Annotated in this window: 19 protein-coding genes; 11 read left to right on the top strand and 8 right to left on the bottom strand. The window is 58.4% G+C overall.

Annotated elements, in window-relative coordinates; all coding sequences use genetic code 11:
* Positions 1–251: 251 nt before the first annotated feature.
* From ppx to R2A130_RS03895, 5 genes are read right to left on the bottom strand one after another with little or no spacing between them, the layout of a single operon-like run.
* On the bottom strand, positions 252–1,781 hold the full coding sequence (gene ppx, locus R2A130_RS03875) for an exopolyphosphatase (protein ID WP_009463765.1): 1,530 nt from the start codon (positions 1,779–1,781) through the stop codon (positions 252–254).
* Positions 1,781–4,024 carry an RNA degradosome polyphosphate kinase gene (locus R2A130_RS03880; protein ID WP_009463766.1) on the bottom strand — a complete coding sequence of 748 codons (2,244 nt, stop codon included), beginning with the start codon at positions 4,022–4,024 and terminating at the stop codon, positions 1,781–1,783. The genes ppx and R2A130_RS03880 overlap by 1 nt, the downstream gene beginning before the upstream one ends.
* A complete protein-coding gene (locus R2A130_RS03885; RefSeq protein WP_009463767.1) occupies positions 4,021–4,692 on the bottom strand; it encodes an ATP/GTP-binding protein in 672 nt (223 codons plus the stop codon). The genes R2A130_RS03880 and R2A130_RS03885 overlap by 4 nt, the downstream gene beginning before the upstream one ends.
* Positions 4,689–5,798, bottom strand: coding sequence for an AI-2E family transporter (locus tag R2A130_RS03890; protein WP_009463768.1), 1,110 nt, complete (start codon positions 5,796–5,798; stop codon positions 4,689–4,691). The genes R2A130_RS03885 and R2A130_RS03890 overlap by 4 nt, the downstream gene beginning before the upstream one ends.
* The gene (locus tag R2A130_RS03895; RefSeq protein ID WP_009463769.1) at positions 5,798–6,388 is read right to left on the bottom strand and encodes a CDP-alcohol phosphatidyltransferase family protein; all 591 of its coding nucleotides are present in this window, start codon (positions 6,386–6,388) and stop codon (positions 5,798–5,800) included. Before R2A130_RS03895 ends, R2A130_RS03890 begins: the two co-directional genes overlap by 1 nt.
* Positions 6,389–6,608: 220 nt before the next feature.
* Here R2A130_RS03895 and R2A130_RS03900 point away from each other — a divergent pair, with 220 nt between their 5' ends.
* From R2A130_RS03900 to purN, 3 genes are all read left to right on the top strand, one after another.
* Complete coding sequence (locus R2A130_RS03900) at positions 6,609–7,106, top strand: hypothetical protein (RefSeq protein ID WP_009463770.1); 498 nt, start codon at positions 6,609–6,611, stop codon at positions 7,104–7,106.
* A gap of 64 nt (positions 7,107–7,170) precedes the next feature.
* On the top strand, positions 7,171–8,244 hold the full coding sequence (gene purM / locus R2A130_RS03905) for a phosphoribosylformylglycinamidine cyclo-ligase (protein WP_009463771.1): 1,074 nt from the start codon (positions 7,171–7,173) through the stop codon (positions 8,242–8,244).
* Positions 8,241–8,912, top strand: coding sequence for a phosphoribosylglycinamide formyltransferase (purN, locus tag R2A130_RS03910; protein ID WP_009463772.1), 672 nt, complete (start codon positions 8,241–8,243; stop codon positions 8,910–8,912). Before purM ends, purN begins: the two co-directional genes overlap by 4 nt.
* Here purN and R2A130_RS03915 read toward each other — a convergent pair.
* Positions 8,909–11,017, bottom strand: a complete 2,109-nt coding sequence (locus R2A130_RS03915; RefSeq protein WP_009463773.1) for a molybdopterin oxidoreductase family protein — start codon at positions 11,015–11,017, stop codon at positions 8,909–8,911. The two genes, purN and R2A130_RS03915, sit on opposite strands and share 4 nt — an antisense overlap.
* 82 nt (positions 11,018–11,099) lie before the next feature.
* Here R2A130_RS03915 and R2A130_RS03920 point away from each other — a divergent pair, with 82 nt between their 5' ends.
* The 8 genes from R2A130_RS03920 (at position 11,100) to R2A130_RS03955 (ending at position 17,542) form a co-directional block, all read left to right on the top strand.
* Positions 11,100–11,951: a 23S rRNA (adenine(2030)-N(6))-methyltransferase RlmJ gene (locus tag R2A130_RS03920; protein WP_009463774.1), complete on the top strand. Its 852-nt coding sequence runs from the start codon at positions 11,100–11,102 to the stop codon at positions 11,949–11,951.
* A gap of 61 nt (positions 11,952–12,012) precedes the next feature.
* The gene (locus tag R2A130_RS03925; RefSeq protein WP_009463775.1) at positions 12,013–12,444 is read left to right on the top strand and encodes a hypothetical protein; all 432 of its coding nucleotides are present in this window, start codon (positions 12,013–12,015) and stop codon (positions 12,442–12,444) included.
* Entirely contained in the window at positions 12,444–13,034 is a 591-nt protein-coding gene (locus R2A130_RS03930) for a glutathione S-transferase (protein WP_009463776.1), read from the top strand. The genes R2A130_RS03925 and R2A130_RS03930 overlap by 1 nt, the downstream gene beginning before the upstream one ends.
* A 109-nt stretch (positions 13,035–13,143) precedes the next feature.
* Positions 13,144–14,097: a calcium/sodium antiporter gene (locus R2A130_RS03935; protein WP_009463777.1), complete on the top strand. Its 954-nt coding sequence runs from the start codon at positions 13,144–13,146 to the stop codon at positions 14,095–14,097.
* A 54-nt stretch (positions 14,098–14,151) separates the two neighbouring features.
* On the top strand, positions 14,152–16,131 hold the full coding sequence (uvrC, locus tag R2A130_RS03940) for an excinuclease ABC subunit UvrC (protein WP_009463778.1): 1,980 nt from the start codon (positions 14,152–14,154) through the stop codon (positions 16,129–16,131).
* A gap of 85 nt (positions 16,132–16,216) precedes the next feature.
* Positions 16,217–16,825, top strand: a complete 609-nt coding sequence (gene pgsA, locus R2A130_RS03945) for a CDP-diacylglycerol--glycerol-3-phosphate 3-phosphatidyltransferase (RefSeq protein ID WP_009463779.1) — start codon at positions 16,217–16,219, stop codon at positions 16,823–16,825.
* On the top strand, positions 16,825–17,082 hold the full coding sequence (gene moaD / locus R2A130_RS03950) for a molybdopterin converting factor subunit 1 (protein ID WP_009463780.1): 258 nt from the start codon (positions 16,825–16,827) through the stop codon (positions 17,080–17,082). Before pgsA ends, moaD begins: the two co-directional genes overlap by 1 nt.
* A 1-nt stretch (position 17,083) precedes the next feature.
* Complete coding sequence (locus tag R2A130_RS03955; RefSeq protein WP_009463781.1) at positions 17,084–17,542, top strand: molybdenum cofactor biosynthesis protein MoaE; 459 nt, start codon at positions 17,084–17,086, stop codon at positions 17,540–17,542.
* Here R2A130_RS03955 and R2A130_RS03960 read toward each other — a convergent pair.
* Together R2A130_RS03960 and ndk are read right to left on the bottom strand one after the other, a co-directional pair.
* Positions 17,539–18,639 carry a fatty acid desaturase family protein gene (locus tag R2A130_RS03960; RefSeq protein ID WP_009463782.1) on the bottom strand — a complete coding sequence of 367 codons (1,101 nt, stop codon included), beginning with the start codon at positions 18,637–18,639 and terminating at the stop codon, positions 17,539–17,541. The two genes, R2A130_RS03955 and R2A130_RS03960, sit on opposite strands and share 4 nt — an antisense overlap.
* Positions 18,640–18,826: 187 nt before the next feature.
* Positions 18,827–19,249 (bottom strand): nucleoside-diphosphate kinase, encoded by a 423-nt coding sequence (gene ndk / locus R2A130_RS03965; protein WP_009463783.1) that lies wholly within the window; start codon positions 19,247–19,249, stop codon positions 18,827–18,829.
* Between the last annotated feature and the right edge of the window lie 82 nt (positions 19,250–19,331).

A 19,331-nucleotide genomic window follows, 5' to 3' on the forward strand; every position in this document is an offset into this window, starting at 1 on the left:
GCAGTGCACCTCTTTCGAAGCCCAAGTCCTGCATCGTCAGGACACGCCATTGCTGACGCTGCGACATCTCCCTGTTAACCGCCCGAGTGTTGGCGTTCGGCCATTGGCATCCGACGCTCCGCCCGCTTGCGAACGTTACTCACGCGCGACGGAAGGATCGCCCTCGTGCGGCGGACAGGTCGGTCCGGACCACCGGCTCGCGCACAAGAGAATGGCGAACTTAACCGATGTGAAACGGGCGGGGAGAAATTTTAATCCAGCGCCCATTCGACGGGATATTGCAGCACCGACGACAAGCCGTTGATGCGACGTTGCAAGCGCTCGCCATAATAATCTGCATGGCTCTTCGGCGCGGTAAGCAGGTATCCGTCTCCCCTCGCCTCTTCGAACCGCGTTTTGGGCAAGACACCGGGCATGGCCGCCGACAGCAGAAAACCGACGCGGAACAACGCGCCCAGCAGTCGAGCGCGCTCTCGAATACGCGGCGATGCGATTGCGATGATCTCCGGACTGACATCCTCTTTCATCAACCCTTCGTGGCGGTAGTAACTCGCCAGTGCGAGATAGGCGCGACCGGGGTGATCGACGCCCACGAAATCGGCGTTAGAAATGAGGTTCAGCGCCTGATCGCCCCGGTAGTCCGGATGGCTCCGCCACGTAATGTCTGACAACAGGCAGGCAGCCTTGCGATAGCGCTTTTCTTCTTCCGTTTCCTTCACGCCGAACGCCTTGAAGGCACGGCCCGTCCAACGCACCAACTCGCGGGAATTGGCAGGAGAGCGGGCGCGCAATACGGCGAATTCTTCCGCTGCCGTAATCAGCGGGTCGGCCTTTTGGACCTTCGGAGGCAGCAGCGAATAGAGGTAGCCTTCGCGCACACCAAGCGCGGAAAACATGATTTTTTCCGGCTGCATTTGCCGCATGATTTCCGATAACACCACCGCGCCAAAGGGCAACAGATGGCGACGGTTGGTAGAAACAGCTTCAATGCCACGCATGGCCGATCCGTTCTTACCGGTTAGCCTGCTGCACAGGCGTTTGGCCTCTTTGGCCGAGATTTCGTAATTGTGCATGACGGCCAGCGGGTAGTTCGCCCGCGCCATATGCAAGCGGCCCAAAGACCGCCAAGTGCCGCCAACCGCGTAAAAGGTTCCGCCTTTTTGCTTTGCCAATACAGGGTTATTGGCCAACTGTTCTTTCACCAGCTTACGGGCGGACATCACGTCATTGTTGCTCTCGTCCACCAGCCGCAAGCCGCCCAACGGCAGCGAGATGGATTTGCCAATTGGCTTGCCGTCGATGGCGGTAAACTCTACCGACCCACCGCCCATATCCGCCACCACGCCCACAGGGCTGACGAAGCCACAAGCCACGCCATTTGCTGCGTAGGTCGCCTCTTCGTTGCCCGACAGAATTCGGATTTTACAGCCGAGAATTTCTTCGGCGCGCTGCGTAAAATCGGGCCCGTTTTCCGCAACCCGCGCAGCTTCCGTCGCGAGCGGATACATCTCGTCTGCGCCCACCTGATCAGCCAACACGCGAAAGCGCCTTAATGCCGCCAACGCTCGTTCGACCCCCTCATCGTCCAGCCGTCCAGTGCTGGCGATGTGTGCACCAAGGCCACAAAGAATTTTCTCGTTGAACATCGGCGTCGGCGAACGCGACAGACCTTCATAGATAACCAGACGAACCGAGTTCGAGCCGATATCGATGATCGCCACCGGATTGAGTTTCCGCAGCCGCCCTTGGGCGCGGATGATGGATTTGAGAGTACGCGTCATCAGGTGGCTTCAGCTTCGATTTCTGGTGCAGTCACTTCAATATCCGTCGCAGCAGGCTGTTCCTTCGCAGGCGCTCGCGCAGCTTTTGGATCGAGCACGGCAACCGGCGCAGATTTTTTCAGCGACTTGCCACGCCCCGAAAGGCTTGGATTGTTCATGAAATAGGATTGCGCGTCGAAGGGTGCAGCGTCTTCGGCGGGTTCGATGCGCTGCGCTGTACCGTCCTGCAAAATTTCCCAACTCTGCTGATTGTCCATCAGGTTGCCGAGCATGATCTGGTCCAGCACCTGTTGGTGAACGGTCGCATTTTCCAGTGGCACGAGAACCTCGACGCGACGGTCAAGATTGCGCGGCATCAGGTCGGCTGAACCGGCATAGACCAGCGCCTTCTTAGACGGCAGGCCGCTGCCATTGCCGAAGCAGAAGATGCGGCCATGTTCGAGGAAGCGCCCGATGATGGATTTGACGCGGATGTTTTCCGACAGTCCTGGCACCTGTGGGCGCAGGCAGCAGATACCGCGCACGATGAGATCGATCTGAACACCGTCGATACTTGCAGCGTAAAGCTGATCGATCATTTTCGGATCGACGAGCGAATTCATCTTCATCCAGATCTGGGCGGGCCTTCCGGCCTTCGCGTGCTTCCGCTCGTTGTCGATGAGTTTGGTCAACGACTTGCGGATGTTCGAAGGTGAGACCAGCAGCTTCTTCAAACCGCTTGGTTGAGCGTAGCCGGTGATGAAATTGAACACGCGGGCGACGTCCATGGCGATGGCAGCATCGTCGGTGAAGTAAGACAGGTCGGTATAAATACGCGCGTTGGTCGGGTGATAATTGCCCGTACCGATATGGCAGAAATTAACCAGCCGGCCCTGCTCGCGACGCACCACAAGCGAAAGTTTGGCGTGGGTCTTCAATTCGATGAAACCATAGACAACCTGCACGCCTGCTCGTTCGAGATCGCGCGCCCAGCGGATATTGGCCTCTTCATCGAAGCGGGCTTTCAGCTCCACCAATGCGGTGACGGATTTGCCGTTTTCCGCAGCCTCGATCAACGCTTGCACGATGGGGCTGTCGTTGGACGTGCGGTAGAGCGTCTGCTTGATCGCCACCACGTCCGGGTCCGCAGCCGCCTGCCGGATAAATCGCACCACAACGTCGAAGCTTTCATAAGGATGGTGGACCACCAGATCCTTCTGGCGAATGGCCGCGAAACAGTCGCCGTTATGCTCGCGAATGCGTTCGGGAAAACGCGGATTGTGAGACTCGTAACGCAGCTTGCCATCTGCTGCCGAGACGATTTCCTTCAGATGATCGAGCGACAGCATACCATCCAGAATCGCAGCCTCTTCGCGGCGCACATGCAGCGCTTTTTTGACGAATTTCCTCAATGTGTCGGGCGTTGCAGGTGTGAATTCCAGACGGATGACGATGCCACGACGACGTTGTTTAAGCGCGGTCTCGAACAGCCGCACGAGGTCTTCGGCCTCTTCTTGCACCTCGATGTCGCTGTCTCGCACGAGGCGGAACATGCCGCTTTCCACCTCGACGTAACCGGGGAACAAACGATCGATGAAAAGCTGGATGATCTGCTCCACGGCAATGAACCGCGTGGGCGCAACGGGCATCCCGTCGGCCCCCTCTTCCGTGACCGGCAAAGCAACGAAACGTTGTAGACTGCCCGGCAAGCGCACCAATGCCGTCATCGGTTTTTTGTCTGCCCTGCGCGCAAGACTGAATACTGCTGTCAGGCCCAGATTTGGGATGAACGGGAACGGATGCGCGGGGTCGATGGACAGCGGCGTGAGAACGGGGAAAATATCAGTAAGGAAATAATCCTCGATCCATTCGCGCTCGTCTTCTGTGATTTCAGAGCCTGCCAGAATGGCAATGTTATGCTCGTCGAGTTCGGTTTCCAACTGCGCCAAAACTGCGTGCTGGTGGCGTTGAAGATCGCCGATCTCACGGGTGGCGCTTGCCAACTGCTCTTCCGGCGTCTGACCGTTGTCTGAAAGCGTCGCCACGTTTTCGCGCACTTGTCCGGCAAGGCCCGCGATACGGACCATCAGGAATTCATTCAGGTTATCGGCGGAGATCGACAGGAACCGCAGCCGTTCCAGCAGCGGGTTGGCCGTGTGTTCCGCTTCCATCAAAACGCGGCGGTTGAACTGCAACCACGAGAACTCGCGGTTCACGTAGCGTGCGGGGTTGCCCGCCCATTCGTCGGGCAAAATTGCCTTCACGCGATGGCTCCTTCTTCGGTCATACGCAGGGCTTCCGCCACCAAGGGTTTGGTGATGGCCTGCTTGCGCGCCAGTGATAGCACATCGAGTTGCCGCACTACCGCAAGCGCGGATGCAAGCGAACGTTCCATGCGCGTGATGCAGTAATCAATCACAGCCGCATCAACGATCAACTGCCGGTCTGCAAACAATTTGAACAACACACCGCGCAGCAATTCGTCGTTTGGTTCGTGCAACTCCACCAGATGCACAAGACGCAAGCGTGACTGTAAATCCGGCAGTGACACGCCCCATTCACCGGGCCATTGGCGCGATGTGATGAGCAACGAACCACCGGGTTGCATTGCGGCGTTCATGGCGTGGAAAAGCCATTCGTCAGAAAACCCGCCTGCCGTCACATCTTCAAGAAGCATAGCGCGACCGGCCAGCACCGCATCGCCCGGCGACAGAACAACAGCGTGGCTCATGGACGACCAGATGGAAGCCAAATGGGATTTGCCGGAACCCGTTGGGCCAGCAAGCACCGCGACCGGTGCCGCCCAATCCGGCCACGCGTCAACGCAAGCAGCCGCGTGTGAATTGCTGGAAGCCACCACAAGGTCGGCTCGGGCCGCCTGTGCGGTTGTCGGCAAATCCAGTGGCAGCTGATCAACCGGCGACAGGCTCATTCCGCACCAGCATCATCACGGGTGCCGCGACCCAAATAGAGTTGGCTTTGCAGGTAGCGGCCAAGTGTGTAGCGCACCAAAACACCGATTGCGGCAGCCACCGGCACCGCAATCAACAGGCCGGTAAAGCCCATGAGTGCACCGAAGGCTGACAGCGAAAACATAAGCCAGACAGGGTGAAGACCAACACTTTCACCCACCAGTTTTGGCTGAAGGAAATTACCTTCGAAAAACTGCCCAACCGCGAAGATACCCGCAATAACGCCAATCCAAATATAGTCCGGCCAAAACTGTACGAGTGCCACGCCAATAGCGAGGATTGCGCCGATTATGGACCCGACAAAGGGAATGAAACTTATGAGGCCGGCGATCATTCCGATGAGCAGGCCGAAATTCAGCCCCGCCAGCGTAAGACCCAAAGCGTAGAACGTGCCTAAGATGAGGCAAACTGTGCCCTGCCCGCGCACAAAACCGGCAATCGCTGCGTTCATGTCGTCGGCAATGCCGGTCAGTTCGCCCTTGTGCTGGCGCGGCAACCAGCTTTCGACCTTGGCGGTCATCCGGTCCCAGTCCAGCAGCAGATAAAATGCCACGATTGGGGTAATTACGAGGAGCGACAACACGTCCACAAGCGCCTTACCGGACTGCCAAATGGAACCAAGAACGGTGCTGGCCCAGCCCGCACCCTGCTGCAAAAGCCCGTCGAGATTTTCGCGAATATTGTCGGCGCTTTCACCCACAAGATCACGCAGCCAAGGCTTTTCCACGCTGGCGATAAGGCTCTGCAGGCTCGTCACGTAAGACGGCATACGCTGGATTAGACCGCTAAACTGGTTCGACAAAACAGGCACCAGCAAAATGAGCGCCAGCGCGAACATGATGATGAAAACGAACAGAATAATAGTCGTCGCCAGCAAGCGGCTTGCGCCCAGCTTTTCCAATTTATCCGCCACCGGATCGAGCATATAGGCCAGCGCCATGCCCGCGATGAAAGGCAACAGGATCGAGCGGAACACGATCAGAAACAAAACGGTGACGACGAATGCGCCAAGCCAGAAAAACAACTGGCGGCGGGCAGACGGTGTTAACAGTGGCTCATCGGCCATTATTCAGCAGCCTCTCGTTCGATTGGCGTTGGCAGCTTTTCATTTTCGGCAGTTTTCACATCGCGTTCCATCACTGCAAATCCTTCAACGATATAGGCCAGCGCAGACACAACACCGAGAATAGCGGTGGCGTATATCAGAAGCATTGTCAGGCCTTCGGCTTCCAGTTCAAACGCCAGAAGGCCGAGCACCAAAGCTGCCAGTAGAATTTGCGCCACCGTGTTGGCCTTGGATACCCAGAACGGCGCGATCTCGAAGGGGCGTCCGGCCACGAACACCACCAGCACACCTGCCACGATGATAATGTCCCGAGAGACCACGAGAATCGCAAGCCACGACGGTATGTGGCCCATGAAGCCCAGCAGTACAAAGACAGCCACAAGCATCGCTTTGTCGGCGATTGGGTCCAGCATCGTGCCAAATTCGCTCTGCTGTTTCAGCCACCGCGCCAGTGCACCGTCCACAGCGTCCGATATTCCCGCAATCACAAACAACGCGAACGCAAGCGCCATGCGGTCGTGCAACATCGCCCAGACGATGGCAGGAACGAGCATAATGCGCGCGATTGTGATGATGTTGGGTATGGTCACGGCGGCTTTCTGCAACAAGTTTCGTTAGGCTGACGCCAGTGCGTCATTCGGTATTGATGTGTCGTGCCATAGCGACGTTTTCAACCGCAAGGGCTGTCATTACATCATCTTAAACGGCTGTGACTTTTCTATTGCATTGTTGAATCCACTTCGCAGTGAATTGACATCTATCACGACCCGGCGCGACGATGTTTTTCAGTTGCCCTGCAAGACCCACAAGATGGCCAGAACCATGTCGCTATCCAGGATTATCAAAACCATTTTCATAGCCCTGCTTTTAGTTCTGACAACACACCCCGCCTCCGCAAGCGACAGCCACGCAGGCTACTACTATCCCGATCCGGACACGAAAGAGGTCTATGTTTCACCGCTTGACCCCATTCCCACCGCTGATCGGCGTTCGCGGATTGGCCTGACAGTCGGGTTGAACGCGCAGCAGTTAAAGCGTGGTTATGCGCCCGACTATCATATCTTTGCCAAAGGCGCGGAAGGCGAAAAGCTCATCATCGTCGCCAGCGGTCCGGGGCGCTACGACACGCTTTACCGTATGCGCGGATTGCTTGCAGCTCTTACAGCGCAGGCCCGCACGTCACCGCTTTTTCAAAACATGCAGACACCGGAAGACCTGAATTTCCTTGACCTTTGCCGCATGGCCGGTTTCACACAGGTGACCATTTCCGATGGCGATAAGTTCGCTCATCGCATCAATCTACGATAAGTTTTCCACCACTGTGCGATGCGTGGGACAAGACGTGGCCACGCTTGCCCGCTAAGGGAGCGCCATGAGCAAAGATTCAAAACACAACGTGCCCCTTACCTATGCCGACGCAGGGGTAAGTATCGACGCCGGCAACGCGCTGGTCTCCGCAATCGGTCCGTTGATCGCAGCCACACGCCGCCCCGGTGCCGACGGCACAATCGGTGGCTTTGGCGGCGTCTTCGATTTGAAGGCCACAGGTTATTCCGACCCTCTTCTGGTCGCCGCTAACGATGGTGTCGGCACGAAGCTGCGCATCGCCATCGAAACAGGTCGACACGACACGATTGGTATCGACCTCGTCGCCATGTGCGTGAACGACCTCATCGTTCAGGGCGCGGAACCGCTGTTCTTCCTCGATTATTTCGCCACCGGAAAATTGGACAATGGCGTGGCTGAAAACGTGATTGCAGGCATCGCTAAAGGCTGCGAAATGGCGGGTTGCGCGCTGACCGGCGGCGAGACGGCAGAAATGCCCGGCATGTATGCCGAGGGCGATTATGATCTGGCTGGATTTTCCGTCGGCGCTGTCGAACGCGGCGACCTACTGCCCGCCAATGTGGCAGAAGGCGATGTGCTATTGGCGCTGGCCAGCGACGGCGTCCACTCCAACGGCTACTCGCTTGTTCGCCGCATTGTCGAACGTGCAGAATTGGATTGGTCTAGCGACGCACCGTTCCAAGGCGGCAATCTGAGCGAGGCTTTGCTTACGCCTACACGCATATACGTGAAACCCGTTCTCAAGGCGCTGGCCGCTGGCGGCATCCACGCACTCGCCCACATCACCGGCGGTGGGCTGACGGAAAACCTGCCCCGCGTTTTGCCCAAACATCTTGGTGCTGCCATCGGCCTAGATGCAGTTACGCCCTCACCTGTCTTCAGCTGGTTGAAGGATGCCGGTGGCGTCGAAGAAACGGAAATGCTGCGAACCTTCAACTGCGGCACTGGCATGGTGCTTGTGGTTGCGGCTGATCGCGCAGATGCGATCACCGAAATTCTGACCGGCGAAGGCGAGCGCGTCTCGACCATCGGCACGGTCACCGCAGGTGATGGAGAAGTCAGCTACTCCGGCCAGATCAACTGGGCTGCCACCGCATGAGCAAGCTGAAGGTTGCGGTCCTGATTTCCGGTCGCGGCTCCAACATGGGCTCGCTCGCCCGCGCCTGTATGGACCCGGATTTTCCTGCCGAAATCGTTCTCGTTCTATCGAACCGCCCAAATGTTCTAGGTCTTGAACTAGCCCGCGAACATGACCTTCCCATCCGCGTGGTCGATCACACCGCCTATCCCGACCGCGAAGCCCATGAAGAAGCGATCTGCGCGGCCATGACGGAAGCTGGCGCGGAACTGGTTTGCATGGCCGGTTACATGCGGATTGTCGGGCAAACGTTGCTTGGCAAATGGCGCGGCAAGGTGGTGAACATTCACCCCAGCCTGCTGCCATCGTTTCGCGGCGTAGACACCCACGAACGCGCCATTGACGCCGGCGTGCGGGTGCATGGGTGCACGGTGCATTACGTAAGCCCGGAACTCGACGCTGGTCCGATTATCGCGCAGGCCGTTGTACCGCTGCACCCCAATGATGACGCCGAAACCCTATCGACCCGCGTGCTGGACATGGAGCACAAGCTCTACCCCCACGCCGTGCGTTTGATAGCGGAAAAAATGGTCCGCTGGTCCGGCGACGAGGCGGTCGAAGATCGTAAGGTTACAATCGACGATGTCCTCATGTTGCCAGAAATAAAAACTGCTGAAGACCAGGCCTAGAGCTTCACCAACCGCACGCGGTTATCGTGGAACGCCGCACCGCCATGGGGCGCCACTGGGTCAGCCCCGGTCAGGCTGTTCAACCCCTTACCATCCGCATGGGCGGAATTCGGATAGATACCCTCGCTGACAAGCACGCCGGGCCGCACACCTTCGAAGAACTCCGCATGAAGCTGGCAGGTGCCGCGAGCGCTTTCCAACTGCACCGCATCACCATCAGCAATGCCGAGCGACGCCGCATCATCGGGATGAACCAACACGGTTGGCCGCCCTTCTTTTTTCCTACTGCTGGTTGTTTCAGCAAAGGTAGAATTAAGGAACGACCGCGCCGGTGACGTGGCGAGGCGGAACGGGAATTTCTCGGTCACCTCTTCCGTCACCGCCCAATGGTCCGGCAGCATTGGCGCATCAGACACCGGCCCCAAAACGCCGAGACTTTCAGGCGGACGACCCCAAGGCACAGCGTTCCAATCCGCCTTGAAGTGAAACTTGCCATCGGCATGGGCGAAACCATCGAGATAGTGGCTCTCACGGAAATCCGGCTGGCAATCGATCCAGCGGTCGCGGTGGATTTCGTTCCATGACCCACGATTGCTGCGCTTCAGCATATCGTCGATCAGGCTGCGCTCGTCGGACCCGAACCCGTCATGGTCGGCGACACCCAGCCGCTTCGCCAACTCTTCGATAACAAAGAAATTCGTGCGGCAAAGCTCAGGCCCGTCCACAAGCTTTGGCCCCAGCAAAATATGCTGATGCCCACCACCGCGATAAATATCATCATGCTCTACAAACATGGTTGCGGGCAAAACGAGATCGGCCATCGCAGCCGTATCGGTCATGAATTGCTCATGGACAGCCACAAACAAATCGTCCCACGCAAATCCTTCGCGTACCAGATTTTGTTCCGGCGCGACGTTCATCGGGTTGGTGTTCTGGATCAGCATCGCCGTCACGGGCGGGCCGCCGCGCAGCGCTTTCGCATCACCGGTCAGCACTTGTCCGATCTGCGATTGGTCCAGCGCACGCACGTTCGGGTCGGCAAAACTGTCGCCCTGAATGAGCGAACCATCCATTTTGAAAATGCCGGAGTTGGAGTGAAACGCCCCGCCACCTTTATGCTGCCAAGCCCCCAAAACCGTGGCGATAGAACTGGCAGCGTGCATGGCCGTGGTGCCGTTGCGCGAGCGGGTGAAACCGTAACCGAGCCGCAGATAACTGCGCGGTGTGTTGCCCAGAAGCGCTGCAAACTCTTCGATCTGCTCCACCGGCAGCCCGGTGATTTCGGACGCCCATTGCGGTGTACGCATTTTCAAATGCGCTTCCAGCTCGTCAGGGCAATCGGCGAATTTCGCCATATAAGCGCGGTCTGCAGTGCCATCGCGGAACAGGCAGTGCATCACGGCACAAGCCAACGCACCATCGGTACCGGGGCGCAGCAACAGCGCGAGGTCGGCCTGTTTCATCGTGGCATTTTCATAGATGTCGATAACGACGATTTTCGCGCCGCGCGATTTCCGCGCCTTCACCGCATGGGTCATCACGTTCACCTGCGTCGCCACCGCATTCGTACCCCAGATCACAACGCAATCCGACACCGCCATTTCGCGCGGGTCCGGCCCCATCAATCTGCCGGTGCCAATCGAAAATCCGCTCCATGCCGGGTTCACGCAAATCGTGTCGAACTGCTGGCTGTAGCCTTTGGCGTGGCGCAGGCGCTGTATCGAATCGCGCTGCACCAGCCCCATCGTGCCAGCGTAAAAGTAAGGCCAGACGGTTTCCGCACCCAGCTTCTGCTCAGCCTGCAAAAACTTCTCGGCCACGAGATCGAGCGCATCGTCCCAATCGATGCCGCGCCACTCACCGGCACCCTTCGCCCCTGCCCGCTGGACAGGCTTCAGCAAACGATCCGGATGGTTCACCCGCTCGGCATAGCGGGCGACCTTCGCGCAGATAACACCGTCGGTGTAAGTGTTGTCCTTCGACCCGCGAACGCGGCCGATTTTGCCGCCCTCCAGCACTTCTACTTCCAGCGCACAGGTGGACGGGCAGTCGTGCGGACAGGCCGTTGCCATATGCAGCGTGGTTTGATCGATAGGTTTATTCATGGCTGGCACTCCGCGAAGGTGGCGATGCTGTTGGCGAGTTGTTAGATGAGCCTAACCGATCAAACGAAAGCACGCACCCGCTATGAACTATCGCCACGCCTATCACGCGGGAAATTTTGCTGACGTGTTCAAACACATCATTCTGGCGCGGCTGGTGGACTATATGAAAGGCAAGGAAAAAGCCTTTCGCATCTACGACACCCATGCTGGTCTTGGGCGCTACAATCTGGCATCGGTGGAAGCGGGCAAAACCGGCGAGGCCGAGTTGGGCGTCGCGAAAGTGCTGTCGGCTACGGTTTCGCCTGCCGTCGCTGAAATCATCGCGCCCTGGAAAGAAGCTGTCGCAGCTTCGCCCGAAGGCACCTACCCCGGTTCGCCTGCCGTCGCCCGCCACCTGATGCGGAAACAAGACCGGCTGGCGCTTTACGAGTTGCACGAAGAGGATCACCCGGTCCTGGCTTCCAATTTTGCAGGCGATTACCAGACCCGTGTGCAGCATCTCGATGGTTGGCTCGCCGCCGGTGCCCACACCCCGCCGAAAGAAGCGCGCGGCATCATGCTCATCGACCCACCTTTCGAAGACGGCCACGACTTCGACCGCATGATCGACGCATTGGAAAAATGCCGCAAGCGCTGGGCGGGTGGCACCGTGGCGCTATGGTATCCGGTGAAAAAACGCGACCACACCGACGAATGGCTCGGCACGTTGCAAACCATGGGCTTCCCCGACCTGCTGAACGCCGAGTTGGTGGTGAAGCGGCCCAACGACCCCAAAAGCCTGAACGGCTGCGGCATGGTCATCGCCAATCCGCCCTACACACTGCGTGAAGAACTGAACACGCTGTTGCCATGGCTGGCCGGAGTGTTGCGCCAACAAGACGGTCTGAAAGCATCTGATGGTTTCCGCATTCAGAACCTGTCTGGACGCTCGTGAAATGTTGACTTCGGGCCCATCCGCGCTGACAAGAAAACAACCGACTACACGGAGCGCCTCCATGTTCACCCGCATCATCCTTGCTGCATCGCTTGCGGCCTCCGCCTTCGTGGCACCGGCATCAGCCGGACTGTTGGACAAACTCATCCAGCACAAGAGCTTCCCGGATTGCCACGACGCCAAGGTGCTGAACGATATCGTCAAGCGCTTCAACAACGCGCAGGATTATCACACCCAGCCCGATATTTTCATCGCAGACATCACCCGCATTCACGAACGGCAGGTGAACGAGCCCCATGATGATCTGCGCGAAGTGAACCGCCGCTATTGCCGTGGCCACGCGCAGATGTCCGACGGCACGCACCCGACACTGTTCTTCCTTATCGAAAGCGGCGCGGGCTTTGCAGGCAACGGTTTCAACGTGGAATATTGCATGAGCAAATATGACCGCTGGAACGAATTCGACGGCTCTTGTCGTGTTTTGAACTACTGATGGAACTCCTAGCGGCTGCGGCCTCCCCTTACGTTTCCAAGGTCGTCATGGCCGCCCACCACGCTGGTGTTGAAATCGACGTGGTGAATGTGGATGCCACAAACGGCGACCCGCGCCTCGACAAAGCCAATCCGCTGGCAAAAATTCCCTGCCTCGTGCTGGAAGATGGAACCGGTCTGTTCGACAGCCGCGTCATCACCCGTCATCTGGATCGCGTCGGCAACGGCAAACTGTTTCCCACCGCGCAACCACATCTGGCCGAGCGCTACGAGGCGCTTTGCGACGGCCTGAACGACGTCACAGTTGGCGGCATTTACGAAATGCGCTTCCGCCCCGAGGACAAGGTGCACCAGCCATGGCTGGACCGCCTTTGGGACAAGGCCAACCGTGCGCTCACCGCAATTGCAGACGACCTGCCTGAGACCGGCGCAAACCTGAACATCGGCGGCATCGCGCTGGCAGCATCCCTTGGCTATCTCGATTTGCGCTATGCAGGAAAATGGGAAGACGCCCATCCGGCAGTGCGTAAATGGCAGCAGGGCTTTGCGACCGATCACGCCGATCTGGCAGCGCTTCTCCCCTCGGCCTAGTGTCTTACACATAGTGCTGAACATCGGTGCCGGAACCGCGTTCAGCCCTTGCAGGCGGGCGCATCGGTTCCTAACTGTTTGCGAAGCCAGCTGAACTTCCGGAATTTCGATGCTCGTCTATTTGCTCCTTGCTCTCGGCCTGGTTCTGCTTGTCTTTGGCGGTGACTGGCTGGTCAAAGGCGCGGTGGGTCTGGCAAACCGTTACGGGATCTCCCCCCTCATAATCGGCCTTACAATCGTAGCCTTTGGCACCTCTGCTCCGGAACTTGTGGTTTCGCTCGATGCGGCATGGATTGGCAAAGGCGGTCTCGCGGTGGGCAATGTGGTCGGTTCCAACATCGCCAATGTTCTGCTGGTGCTGTCGGTGCCAGCCTTCTTTGCAGCGCTTAACTCCGGTGAAGACGACACCCGCGTAACGCTTGGGTTCCTTGCGGTCATGACCATCGGCTTCATGATTGCGCTGCAAGGCGGCGAGGTTAGCCAGATTTCAGGCTTAATTCTTCTGGCGGGTCTTTTCCTTTTTCTTGGTCAGCAATTTCTTGCCGCCCGCAAGCAGTCTGCCAACGATGATATGTCCGGCATCGAAGATGAAGTCGGTGAAATCCCCACCGACACGAAACGTATCGCGATGCTGCTGATAGCTGGAGCGCTGACGCTGCCTCTGGCCGCTTGGCTGACCGTGGACAACGCCGTGGCAATCGCCACGATCTGGAACGTACCGGAAGAAATCATCGGCCTGACCATCGTTGCCATCGGCACGTCACTCCCGGAACTCGCCACCAGCATTCAGGCGGCGCGGCAGGGCAATTCCTCCGTCGCTATCGGCAACGTCATCGGCTCGAACCTTTTCAATATCGCAGCTATCATGGGCATCACCGCTGCGGTTGCCGGGCCCATTCCTGTGGCGAGCCATGTGGTCACGTTCGACATCTGGATCATGGCTGCAGCGACCGTTTTCCTCATCGCACTTACGATGTTCAAAGGCGTCCGCATCGGCAAACGCATCGGCGGCGTATTGCTCGCCTCCTACGTCGCCTACCTCGTCGCCACGGTGATGCTGTAGGCCTGCGTCAAAGACGCTTTGTGGTGATGGCGCTGCCTGCGCTAAACCAAAGCCATGAGTGATTCTGCACCTTCACCGGATAAGTCGACGGAGACCGTCGAACGCGCCAAACCGCGCGACAGCGGAGACGTAATCTGGGAAGAAACAGCGCCCCCGTCCGATAAAATTGGCGCGGAGGTCATCGCCGATTTCGTCACCCGCCTGCCGAAGAAACCCGGCGTTTATCGCATGATGAACCGCGCTGGTGACGTGCTGTACGTCGGCAAGGCGAAGAACCTGAAAAACCGCGTGTCGAGCTACGCCCGCGGCGTCGGCCATGGCGGCAATCGCACCGCGCGAATGATCGCGGAAACGGCCAACATGGAGTTCGTCACCACGAACACCGAAACCGAGGCGCTGCTGCTGGAGGCCAACCTCATCAAGCGGTTGCGGCCTCGCTACAACGTGCTCATCCGCGACGACAAATCGTTTCCCTATATCCTGCTCACCAGCGACCACGATGCCCCGGGCCTGTTCAAATTTCGCGGCGCCCGCACCCGTAAAGGCGACTATTACGGCCCGTTCGCCAATGCAGGTTCGGTCAACAGCACCATCACCGCGCTACAACGCATTTTCCAGCTTCGCACCTGCACTGACAGCTTCTACCAGAACCGCACGCGCCCTTGCCTGTTGCACCAGATCAAACGCTGCGCAGGGCCATGCACAGGCGAAGTGTCCAAAGACGACTACGCAGACCTGGTGAAGCAAACGAAGGATTTCCTGTCGGGTCGCAGTCAGGAAATCAAACAGCGCTTTTCCACCCGCATGCAAACAGCATCGGACGAGATGGATTTCGAGCTCGCCGCGATTTACCGCGACCGCCTTGCTGCGCTTTCACATGTTTCCGGCCATCAAGGCATCAACCCGCAGCACCTGAAAGAGGCCGACATCTTCGCCATCCACGAAGAACAGGGCCATTTCTGCATCCAGGTATTCTTCTTCCGAACGGGCCAGAACTGGGGCAACCGCGCCTACTTCCCGCGCGCAGACAAAACGTTCGAACCAGCCGAAGTGCTGGAGGCTTTCGTCTCGCAATTCTACGACGACAAGCCCGTGCCGCGTATGGTGTTGACCTCACACGAGTTGGCGCAGGAAGAACTTCTGGCCGAGGCACTGTCTGCAAAAGCGGGCCACAAGGTCGTCGTTTCCAAGCCGCAACGCGGCGAAAAGCGCGAGTTGATGGAACAGGTCGCCCGAAATGCCCGCGAGGCACTGGGCCGAAAACTGTCCGAAAGCGCGACGCAAAACAAATTGCTGGCAGGCCTGCAGGAAGTCTTCCAACTCGACCGCCCACCCCGCCGCATCGAGGTTTACGACAACTCCCACATCATGGGCACGAACGCAGTAGGCGGCATGATCGTCGCGGGGCCGGACGGCTTCGCCAAAAACCAGTACCGCAAGTTCAACATCAAGGACGAAGAGATCACGCCGGGCGACGATTTCGGAATGATGAAAGAGGTCTTCACCCGACGCTTCGCCCGCCTGAAAAAAGAAAATGGCAACGAGTCGCCCAAAGACGAATCTGCAGAAGACACGATGCCAGCGTGGCCTGATCTCGTTCTCATCGACGGTGGCGCGGGCCAGCTTTCCGCGTGTCGCGAGATTATGAAGGAGCTTGATCTGGAGGATAAGGTCACGCTGGTCGGTGTAGCGAAAGGCGTGGACCGCGATGCGGGCCGAGAGCGATTCCACCAGACGGGCAAGAAAGATTTCACCCTGCCCCTGCGCGATCCGACGCTCTATTTCATCCAGCGCCTGCGCGACGAAGCACACCGGTTTGCAATCGGCACACACCGCGCCAAGCGCAAAAAGGACCAGCTAAAAAACCCGCTAGACGAGATCGAAGGCATTGGCCCGTCTCGCAAGCGCGCAATTCTGCACCATTTCGGTTCCGCGAAAGCTGCAGGCCGTGCTGCGGTGGAAGATTTGATGGAGGTTGATGGCGTGAGCGAGAACATGGCGCGCCGCATTCACGCGCACTTCCAAAAAGGGTGACGGTTCCAGAAAAATTGAAGCCGCTGATACGCTTCAACACAAATGGCGAGTTGAAATACGCCCGCCGATAGGCTTTGACACCATCATGAAAGAACAGCGCACCCCCACCCGGCAAGCAGGCCCTTGGAGCATTCCCAACCTGCTGACCTATGCCCGCATTCTCGTGGTGCCCTTGGTGGTGCTGTGCTTCGACCTCACCGAGCGCGACAATTCCACCGACACCGCCCGTTGGTGGGCACTCGGCCTGTTCGTCTTTGCATCGGTGACAGATTTTTTCGACGGATATCTGGCCCGCATCTGGCAGCAAACATCATCATTGGGCAAAATGCTCGACCCAATCGCGGACAAGCTGCTGGTCGCAGCGTGCCTGCTGTTGTTGGCCGCTGACGGCTCTATCGCGGGTTGGTCAATTTGGGCAGCCGTGGTGATTTTGAGCCGCGAAATTCTGGTTTCTGGCCTGCGCGAATATCTGGCCGATCTGAAGGTGTCCGTCCCCGTCACCCAGTTGGCGAAATGGAAGACAACCTTGCAGATGGTCTCCATCGCATTCCTGTTGGCTGGGCCTGCAGGCGACAAGATCTTACCCTTCACCACGCAGGCTGGCTTGGCGCTTCTGTGGGTCGCCGCTGCGGTCACTCTCATCACCGGCTGGGATTATTTCCGCGCCGGCGTCAAACACATGATTGACGATTAATGGCGACGAAAGTCCTCTATTTCGCATGGCTGCGCGAGCGCATTGGCCTCGCGGAAGAGACTGTCGACCTACCGGAAACAGTAACCGACGTGACCACACTTCTCGGCTGGCTGGCCGGTCGTGGTGATGGCTATGCCTACGCGTTAGAAAACCCGGACATCGTGCGAGTGGCACTGGACCAGCAACTCGTGCATCAATCCACGCCCATCGGTGAACCGCGCGAAATCGCGCTCTTCCCACCCATGACCGGCGGTTGAGATGACACCTGTCGTCCGCGTTCAGGCAGAAGACTTCGATCCAGCTGCCGAACAAAATGCGCTAACAGCCGGCCGCACCGATGTGGGTGCCGTCGCCACCTTCACCGGCCTTTGCCGCAGCGAGGGCGAAAGCCTCTCGGCGCTGGAGCTGGAACATTATCCCGGCATGGCTGAAAGCCAGATCGAGGCTGCTGCCAATCGCGCAGCCGAGCGTTTCACCGTGGACGCCCTACTCGTCATCCACCGCTACGGCAAAATCGCACCGGGCGAACGCATCGTCTTCGTATGCGCCACCAGCCGCCACCGCGACGCCGCCTTCGACGCCTGCCGCTACGTCATGGACTACCTGAAAACCGACGCGCCGTTCTGGAAGAAAGAACATCGGGTCGATGGTGGCGAGGGCGAATGGGTGGATGCGAAGGATGCAGATAACAGCGCAAAGGCGCGGTGGGAAAGCTAGGCCAGCGCCACGTCGCCGTGGAACTCGTCACGATACGGTTTTGCACCATTCGGCAACTCCCGCTTCTGCCAATAATCCTCGCCCGCCATCTGGCGTTTCAGCACCTGCCAGACGTCACCGAACGCATCGACGAATCCCGTGTTCGGTTCCGGTAGATCGTGCTTGATGAGCGCATGCAATTTCGGCAGCGCGTGATACGGCACCATCGGAAACATGTGATGTTCAACGTGATAATTCATGTTCCAGTAGATGAAACGACTGATCGGGTTGGCGTAGAAGGTGCGGGTGTTGAGACGATGATCCAGAACGTTTTCGGCTAATCCCGCATGTTGCAAAATACCGGTCAGCACATGGTGCCAAGCGCCGTAGAGGCGCGGCAGACCGATAACCATTAGCGGTAGAATAGAGCCAATCGTTACCGCCAGCGCGATGGTCGCCGCGTAAATAGCCACCCACCAACGGGCGATAGTAAACATGGTTTTCTGCTCCGGTTCCGGCACATAGAGCGATTGATCCCCAGCCGTGCGGCCAGCCGCGTTGATGAACATGGTCTTGATGCCCGTCCACGCATCCAGAACCCCCACCATATTGAGCGCGGCCACCACCAAATCAGGCGGTTGCATGATGTTAATCTCGGGGTCACGGCCAACGATGATCGTGTCGCTGTGGTGGCGCGAGTGGCTCCACCGCCAGCCGATAGGGTTTCGGATCATGCAGAAACACGCGATCTGGTACGTCCAGCGATTCATCCATTTGGTCTTGAACGCTGTGCCGTGCCCACATTCGTGCCAACGGCTGTCCCCCGCCGAACCGTAGAGCACGCCATAAGCCAGCCAAAACGGCGCGGACCACCAGCTCGGCCACAGCCAGATACCGATGCCCGCAAACAGCATCATTAGCCCAAGCCACAAAAGCGTATCGCGGATGGCAGGCCCATCCTTGCGCTCCATCAATTCGCGCAGCGCCTTGCGGTCGACATCGGTGTGATACCACTGCGCCGACACCAACCCACGCTCAACAGCCTGCCGCGCACTTTCGCCGGTTAGCGTGTAGTCGCGCTTTTCTTCGGACGCATCGGTACCAGCCGTTAGGGTCATTTTCGATCTCCTCCAACCAACAGGCTAAACAGAAATCCGCACACAAAAAAAGCCCGCCACGATCAACTCGCGGCAGGCTCTTTTCAGTCTCTAGGCCACGCTCCAACCGGAGCGAAGAGCGACCGGGCGGTCAGCCCGCCCCGCCGGAGCGAAGGCGAAGCCGACAGCGTGAGGCCAAGCAAAGCGCTTAACCCGCGATGTCGTTTTCGGCGAACCAGAAAGCGATTTCGCGTGCAGCGGATTCTGGAGCGTCGGAACCGTGGACGGAGTTTTCGCCCAGCGACTGAGCATATTCCTTGCGGATGGTGCCGGCGTCAGCTTCCGCAGGGTTGGTTGCGCCCATGACGTCGCGGTTTTTGAGAATTGCGCCTTCACCTTCGAGCACCTGAACGACGGTTGGGCCGGACGACATGAATTCTGTCAGCTCACCGAAGAAGGGACGCTCGGAATGCTCGGCGTAGAACGCTTCTGCATCACGCAGGCTCATGTGCACGCGCTTGGAGGCGACGACGCGCAGGCCGTTGTCTTCAAGGTGCTTGGTGATCGCGCCTGTAAGGTTACGCGCAGTAGCGTCTGGTTTGATCATGGAGAATGTGCGTTCGATGGCCATGGATTGGCTCCTTTGTCGAATATCGAAAGGTGGGAGATGACAGGCCGCAGGGCTGACCCAACGACGTTGGCCGCTCCATAGC

The sequence above is a fragment of the Ahrensia sp. R2A130 genome (genome assembly GCF_000179775.1).
GTDB lineage: Bacteria > Pseudomonadota > Alphaproteobacteria > Rhizobiales > Rhizobiaceae > Pseudahrensia.